Annotated in this window: 5 protein-coding genes and 1 pseudogene; 4 read left to right on the top strand and 2 right to left on the bottom strand. The window is 72.0% G+C overall.

Annotated elements, in window-relative coordinates:
• Positions 1-393: pseudogene (locus tag HMPREF3105_RS09575) on the bottom strand (16S rRNA methyltransferase); the annotation flags it as partial.
• Positions 386-1,087 (bottom strand): IMPACT family protein, encoded by a 702-nt coding sequence (locus tag HMPREF3105_RS09580; RefSeq protein ID WP_041102704.1) that lies wholly within the window; start codon positions 1,085-1,087, stop codon positions 386-388. The pseudogene HMPREF3105_RS09575 and the gene HMPREF3105_RS09580, both read right to left, overlap by 8 nt.
• Positions 1,088-1,241: 154 nt before the next feature.
• Between HMPREF3105_RS09580 and coaE (HMPREF3105_RS09585) the strand changes: the two genes are divergently transcribed.
• From coaE (HMPREF3105_RS09585) to HMPREF3105_RS09600, 4 genes are all read left to right on the top strand, one after another.
• Positions 1,242-3,611 (top strand): dephospho-CoA kinase, encoded by a 2,370-nt coding sequence (gene coaE / locus HMPREF3105_RS09585; RefSeq protein WP_070709407.1) that lies wholly within the window; start codon positions 1,242-1,244, stop codon positions 3,609-3,611.
• Complete coding sequence (gene coaE, locus HMPREF3105_RS09590; protein ID WP_036315330.1) at positions 3,608-4,255, top strand: dephospho-CoA kinase; 648 nt, start codon at positions 3,608-3,610, stop codon at positions 4,253-4,255. Before coaE (HMPREF3105_RS09585) ends, coaE (HMPREF3105_RS09590) begins: the two co-directional genes overlap by 4 nt.
• 37 nt (positions 4,256-4,292) lie before the next feature.
• A complete protein-coding gene (gene uvrB / locus HMPREF3105_RS09595) occupies positions 4,293-6,422 on the top strand; it encodes an excinuclease ABC subunit UvrB (protein ID WP_070709409.1) in 2,130 nt (709 codons plus the stop codon).
• 77 nt (positions 6,423-6,499) lie between these two features.
• Positions 6,500-7,138 (top strand): SatD family protein, encoded by a 639-nt coding sequence (locus HMPREF3105_RS09600; protein WP_036315325.1) that lies wholly within the window; start codon positions 6,500-6,502, stop codon positions 7,136-7,138.
• The last annotated feature ends 62 nt before the right edge of the window (positions 7,139-7,200 follow it).

Here is a 7,200-nt window from a genome sequence, read left to right on the forward strand (position 1 = left end):
CTCCTCAGGCGTGGCCGTTCGCTCGAGCTCGCCCGTCTCCCCGCCGAGGCGACCGGCGGCGCGCCACGCGGCGAGGTTCGCGTCCAGCGAGCGCTCGGCGGAGGCGTCGTCCTGGTGGATCCGCACGTCGTGGCCGGCCGTGAGCAGGGGCAGGGTCAGCGCGCCGTGCCGGTCCTCCAGGACGGCCACCGGGCCGGGGACGTGCCCGCTCGCGATCCACCCGGCCAGGGTGTCGAGCAGGAGCAGGTCCGCCGCGTCGTGGGCCTGGCGGTCGGGCTCGGTCGGCAGCGGCCACCGATCCAGCGCCGCGAAGTCCACGCCCGCGGTGAGGTCGTCCGGCAGCCCGCCACGGGCGACATCGGGGGTGACCCCCCGGGGCAACGGCTCACTCATGGTCCACCCAGTCCTCTCCGATCCGTTCCGCACGCCCCGCGCCGGCCGTGACGTCCGCGAGCCGCGCCGCGAACGCCGCGCGGGCCTCCTCGGTGTCCGGCACGCCGACCGTCAGGCGGACCGCCGCGGCGCCGTAGCTCGCTTCCAGCACCGACACGCCCGCCGCGCGCAGCTCGTTCTCCCACCGGCCGGCGTCGGTGTGGGGCGCCTCCACCGCGAGCAGGGCCAGCCGGGAGCGGGTGCGCAGCGGGGCGGCGTCGAGTGCCCCGGACACCGAGTCCGAGTAGGCGCGCACCAGGCCCCCGGCGCCCAGCTTGATCCCCCCGAACCAGCGCACGACGACGGCGCACACGTCCGTCAGGTCGGTCCGGCCCGGCGCGGTCTCGCGCTGGAGGACGGCCTCGAGCATGGGGACGCCGGCCGTGCCGGCGGGCTCGCCGTCGTCGCTGGAGCGCATCCGGTCCCGGGCGGGGCCGAGGACGAACGCGCTGCACACGTGCCGCGCGTCGTGGTGCCGGCGCCGCAGGACGGCGACCATCTCGCGCGCCTGCGCCTCGTCCTCGACGCGCCCGAGGTAGGTGAGGAAGCGGCTGCGGCGGATCTCCACCTCCCGTTCCAGCCAGCCGTCGGGGTCGCGGGCGGACGCCGGCAGGACCGTGCAGCGCGCGGTCGGGGCGGGGGCGGGATCGGGCATGACCCCACCCTAGGGGCTGGCCGAGGACGGGCACGCCGTCGAGCCCGGACGTGAGCTTCGGTACAGTGGCAGACCGTGCCACCCGGCACCGGCCCACCGGTGAGCGAGCACGCGTGCCGCCGCGGGCCTCCCACGACCCTGTCCCGGGAGACTCATGACTTCCCCGCTCACTCGCCTGCACGACACGTTGGGGCTCCGCACGAGTCCGGCGATCTTCTTCGGCTCGGCCGCCGCGGTCGTGCTCTTCACCGCCGCGATGGGCCTGTTCCCTGGCCCGGTCCAGGCGGCCTTCGGCGTGGTCTCGAGCTGGCTGCGCTACGACGTCGGCTGGATCTACACCCTCAGCCTGACCCTGCTGGTGGCGTTCCTGTTCATCCTCGCCGTGACCCGGTACGGCCGGGTCAAGCTCGGCGACGACGACGCGGTGCCGGAGTACTCCGGCCTGACCTGGTTCGGCATGATGTTCGCCGCCGGCGTCGGCGCGGTGCTGATGTTCTGGGGCATCGCGGAGCCGATGAACCACTACGCCAACCCGCCCATGGCGGGGACGGAGCCGTTCTCCGACCGCGCGGCCTCGGAGGCCATGGCGATCGCGAACTTCCACTTCGGCATCCACATGTGGGCGATCCTGCTCGTCCCGGGCCTGTGCTTCGGTTACTTCACGTACAAGCGCAAGCTGCCCCCGCGCGTGTCCTCCGCCTTCCAGCCCCTCCTCGGCGATCGCATCCACGGCCCCATCGGCAAGACGATCGACATCATCGCCGTGGTCTCCACCGTGTTCGGCCTCGGCGTGTCCGTGGGCCTGGGCGCCCTGCAGATCAACGCGGGCATGAACTACGTGCTGGGCACCCCCGTGGCCGGCTGGGTCCAGGCGCTCATCCTGGCCGTCGTCACCGCCGTGGGCACGGCCTCCGTGCTGGTCGGCATGGACAAGGGCGTCAAGCGGCTGTCCTACGCCAACATCCTGCTGGCGATCGCCCTGCTCGTGTACGTCCTGATGTGGGCCGTCTCCAGCATGGACGTCATCCGCGGCACCGTGCAGGCGATCGGCGAGTACGCCTCCATGCTGCCCGTGCTCTCCACCTACAACGACACGTACAACTCGGGCCAGTGGTCCGGTGACTGGACCGTTTTCTACTGGGCCTGGACCGTGACGTGGGCGCCCTTCGTGGGGATGTTCTTCGCCCGCATCTCACGCGGCCGCACCATCCGCTCCTTCATCATGGCCGGCCTCGGCCTGCCCACGGCGTTCGTCATCATCTGGATGGGCATCTACGGCTACTCCGCGTTCCAGTCGGACCGCGCCACCGCGCCGGCGCCGGGCCAGGGCGGTGACCTCACGCAGACGATCGTCACCGACGGCAACGTCCAGGCCGCCCTGTTCCAGCACCTGCAGGGCACGCCGCTCTACACGGTGGCCGCGGTCGTGGCGCTCGTGGTCATCACGCTGTTCTTCATCACCTCGATCGACTCGGGCGCGCTCGTGATGGACGCGATGGCCAATGGCCACGAGGATGCCGCGCCCCGCCGCCAGTCCGTGTTCTGGGCCGTGTCCATCGGCGCGGTCTGCGCGGCCATCATCCTCACCGCGGGCGAGAACGGCCTGGCGGCGCTGCAGGAGGTCATCATCGTGATCGGCCTGCCCATCCTGCTCATCACCGTCACGCAGGCCGCACTGCTGCTGCAGGCCCTGCGCGAGGACGCGGGTGCCGCGCGGCCCATGCGGACCCGCCAGTGGAAGCAGGTGCTGCCGGTCGAGGAGTACCGCCGCCGCGCCACCGAGGACGGCGTGGACGTCTCGGACTTCGTGATCCGCCCCGAGTTCGAGGTCGGCACCGAGCCGGAGAACGACACGCACACCCCGAAGACGTGGCACCAGCAGCGCATCGACGCGGCCAAGGCCCTCGTCACCGTCGGCCTGACCGGCGGCATCGCCGCGGGCCGCACCGAGGTCGGCGCGGAGCTCGAGCGGCTGGGCGCCGTCGTCGTGGAGTTCGACGACCTGATGGGGGAGATCCTCGTGCCCGGCAACCCCGTGCTCGAGGAGCTCCGCTCGGTCTTCGGCGAGGACATCGTCCGCGCGGACGGCACCCTGGACGCGCGCACCCTCAACCGGCTCACCACCGAGAGCTCGACCGCCCGGACGCGCATGTACGAGATCGTCTCCCCGGCGGTGCGCGACGAGGCGAACCGCCGGGCCCGCGAGATCGGCGAGGACTCCGTGCTGGTGGTCGACCTGGCCCTGCTGGCCGAGACCGGCTCCGGACAGGACTTCGACCAGGTGCTGGCCGTCTCCGCTCCCGCCGAGGTGCGCGTCGCCCGGCTCATGGAGTCCCACGACATGACCCGCGAGCGGGCCTGGGCCCTCATCGACGAGGAGGCGGCGGACGAGGAGCGGGCCGAGATCGCGGACACCGTGATCGAGAACGACGGCTCGCTCGAGGACCTGCAGGAGGCCGTCCGGGCATACTGGGAGGCCAAGATCCAGCCTCAGCTCGAGGCCGCCCGAGGAGAGCGCGTATGACCGAGACCGACCCGGTGGCCGAACGGCCGCGCGTCCATGTGGGCCTGACCGGCGGGATCGCCGCCGGCAAGTCCGCGGTGGCCCGTGTCCTGCAGGAGCGTGGCGCGCTCCTGGTGGACTCGGACGCCCTCGCCCGGCTGGTCCTCGAGAAGGGCACCGACGGGCTGGCCGCCGTCCAGGACGAGTTCGGGGACCGCGTCATCACCGCGGACGGTGAGCTCGACCGCGTCGAGATGGCCCGCATCGTCTTCGGGGACGAGGGCGCCCGACAGCGCCTGAACCGCATCGTGCACCCCCGGATCCGGGCTGCGGCCCGGCGCATCGTCGCCGAGGCCGGGCCGGACGCCGTCGTGGTCCAGGACGTGCCGCTGCTGGTGGAGACCGGGCAGGCGGACGCGTTCGACCTCGTGATCGTGGTGGAGGCCCCGCTCGAGGAGCGCCTGCGCCGGATGGTGGAGGACCGCGGCATGAGCCGCGCGGACGCCGAGGCGCGGATCGCGGCCCAGGCCACGGACGAGCAGCGGCGCGCCGTCGCGGACGTGGTCATCGTCAACGACGCCGACCTCGAGCGGCTCGCGTCCGTGGCGAACCAGGTGTGGGACCGGTTCCTCGCCCCCGGCGCGGCTGAGCCCTCGGCGGACTGACCGCCGGGGTGTCCGGGGCGCGACGTAGGGTTCTGCCATGAGCCTGGCCCAGAAGATCAACCGCGTCGTCGCCCCGTTCGAGGTCATCTCCCCCTACCAGCCCTCCGGTGACCAGCCGAAGGCCATCGCCGAGCTCGCCGAGCGCGTGGAGGCGGGGGAGAAGGACGTCGTCCTGATGGGCGCCACCGGCACGGGCAAGTCGGCGACGACGGCGTGGCTCGTCGAGCGCCTCCAGCGGCCCACGCTGGTGATGGTGCAGAACAAGACGCTCGCGGCGCAGCTGGCCAACGAGTTCCGGGAGCTGCTGCCCAACAACGCGGTCGAGTACTTCGTCTCCTACTACGACTACTACCAGCCCGAGGCGTACGTCCCGCAGACGGACACCTTCATCGAGAAGGACTCCTCCATCAACGAGGAGGTCGAGCGGCTGCGCCACTCGGCCACGAACGCGCTGCTGACCCGGCGGGACGTGATCGTGGTGGCCACCGTCTCCTGCATCTACGGCCTCGGCACGCCCGAGGAGTACATCGAGCAGATGGTCACCCTGCGCCGCGGTGCGGAGATGGACCGGGACGTGCTCCTGCGGCGGTTCGTGCAGATGCAGTACGTGCGCAACGACGTCGACTTCCACCGCGGCACCTTCCGGGTGCGGGGGGACACCGTGGAGATCATCCCCATGTACGAGGAGCTCGCGGTGCGCATCGAGTTCTTCGGGGACGAGATCGAGTCCATCCAGACCCTGCACCCGCTCACCGGCCAGGTGGTGCGCGAGGAGGAGGAGATGTACATCTTCCCGGCCTCGCACTACGTGGCCGGCGACGAGCGCATGGGCCGGGCGATCACCACCATCGAGGACGAGCTGCGGGAGCGGCTGCAGGAGCTGGAGTCCCAGGACAAGCTGCTCGAGGCGCAGCGGCTGCGCATGCGCACCACGTACGACCTCGAGATGATGCAGCAGATGGGCTACTGCAACGGCATCGAGAACTACTCGCGCCACATCGACGGCCGTCCCGCCGGCTCCGCCCCGCACTGCCTGCTGGACTACTTCCCGGACGACTTCCTGCTCGTGGTGGACGAGTCCCACGTGACCATCCCGCAGATCGGCGCGATGTACGAGGGGGACATGTCCCGCAAGCGCACCCTCGTGGAGCACGGCTTCCGCCTGCCCTCGGCCATGGACAACCGCCCGCTGAAGTGGGACGAGTTCCTCGAGCGGATCGGGCAGACCGTGTACCTCTCCGCGACGCCGGGCGCCTACGAGCTCGGCCAGGCGGACGGCTACGTCGAGCAGATCATCCGGCCCACCGGGCTGGTGGACCCGCAGGTGGTGGTCAAGCCGACCGAGGGGCAGATCGACGACCTGCTCGAGCAGATCCGCGTGCGCACGGCCAAGGACGAGCGCGTCCTGGTGACCACGCTGACCAAGCGCATGGCCGAGGACCTCACGGACTACCTGCTCGAGGCGGGGGTGAAGGTCGAGTACCTCCACTCGGATGTGGACACGCTGCGCCGCGTGGAGCTGCTGCGGGAGCTGCGCAAGGGCACCTTCGACGTGCTGGTGGGCATCAACCTGCTGCGCGAGGGCCTGGACCTGCCCGAGGTCTCGCTCGTGGCGATCCTGGACGCGGACAAGGAGGGCTTCCTGCGCTCCACCACCTCCCTCATCCAGACCATCGGCCGCGCCGCCCGCAACGTCTCCGGCGAGGTCCACATGTACGCCGACAACGTCACGGACTCCATGCGGCGGGCGATCGACGAGACCGAGCGGCGCCGGGCCGTGCAGATCGCGTACAACGAGGAGCACGGGATCGACCCCCAGCCGCTGCGCAAGCGCATCGCGGACATCACGGACCAGCTGGCCCGGGAGGACGCGGACACCGCCGACTTCCTCAAGGGCATGGGGGGCGTGAAGTCCGGGTTCGACTTCGGCATGGGCCACCGCGGCCTCAGCTCACTGGACCGGGCCCCGGCCACGGGGGAGGGTGCCGAGGCCCCGGCGGTGGACCCGGCGTCGCTGCCCGCCAAGGACCTGGCCGATCTGATCGAGCAGATGTCGCAGCAGATGCACCAGGCGGCGGCGGACCTGCAGTTCGAGCTCGCGGCCCGCCTGCGCGATGAGGTCGGCGAGCTCAAGAAGGAGCTGCGGCAGATGAAGCGGGAGCAGTGACCGCCCGGCGCGTTCCGCGCCCCGGGGTGTTATGAAAACACTGATGAATATCTTCATATCAGTGATAGTGTGACGCCATGAGCGCAGCACCCCCGGTCGCGGCCGTGATCGCGGACATCGTCGGCTCCCGCGCCCTCCCGGACCGGGACCGCGCGCAGGAGCAGATCCTGGCCGCCTTCGCGGCCGCGGAACAGGACGTCCCGCCGCTGCGTCCCGCCTGGGCCAGCGTCGGCGACGAGTTCCAGGCGCTGCACCGCACCTGGCCGGACGCGCTCCGGCTGACCGTCCGCGTCACGCTCGCCCTGCCCCCGGGCCTGGACCTGCGCTTCGGGATCGGCCTGGGGCAGCGGCGGGCCCTGGACGCCGGCGGAGACGGCATCGAGGACGGACCGGCCTGGTATCGGGCCCGCGAGGCCGTCGAGCGCGCGCATGAGCGGGCTGTCGGAGCCGCGACCGCCTTCCGCGCCGCGGACCCGTCCCTCACCGCCGCCGTGGACGGGCTCGTCCTGCTGCGCGACCATGTCCTCGGCCGACTCAAGGCCCGCGAACGCCGAATCGCCGCCGCCCTGCTGGGCGGGGCGACCCAGGCGGAGGCGGCACGGGCGGAGCGGATCACGCAGTCCGCGGTGTCACAGGCCGTCGCGCGGTCCGGGATCGACCGGCTGCTCGAGCTGGACGCCGAGCTCGCCGCCGCGGCGACGGAGGTCGCGCCGTGACCGCCCTCGCCCTGCTCGCGCTGGGGCTGCACGACCTGCTCGACGCCGTCCTGCCCGGCGCC

It is taken from the genome of Micrococcus sp. HMSC31B01 (assembly GCF_001816085.1).
Taxonomy (GTDB): Bacteria; Actinomycetota; Actinomycetes; order Actinomycetales; family Micrococcaceae; genus Micrococcus; species Micrococcus luteus.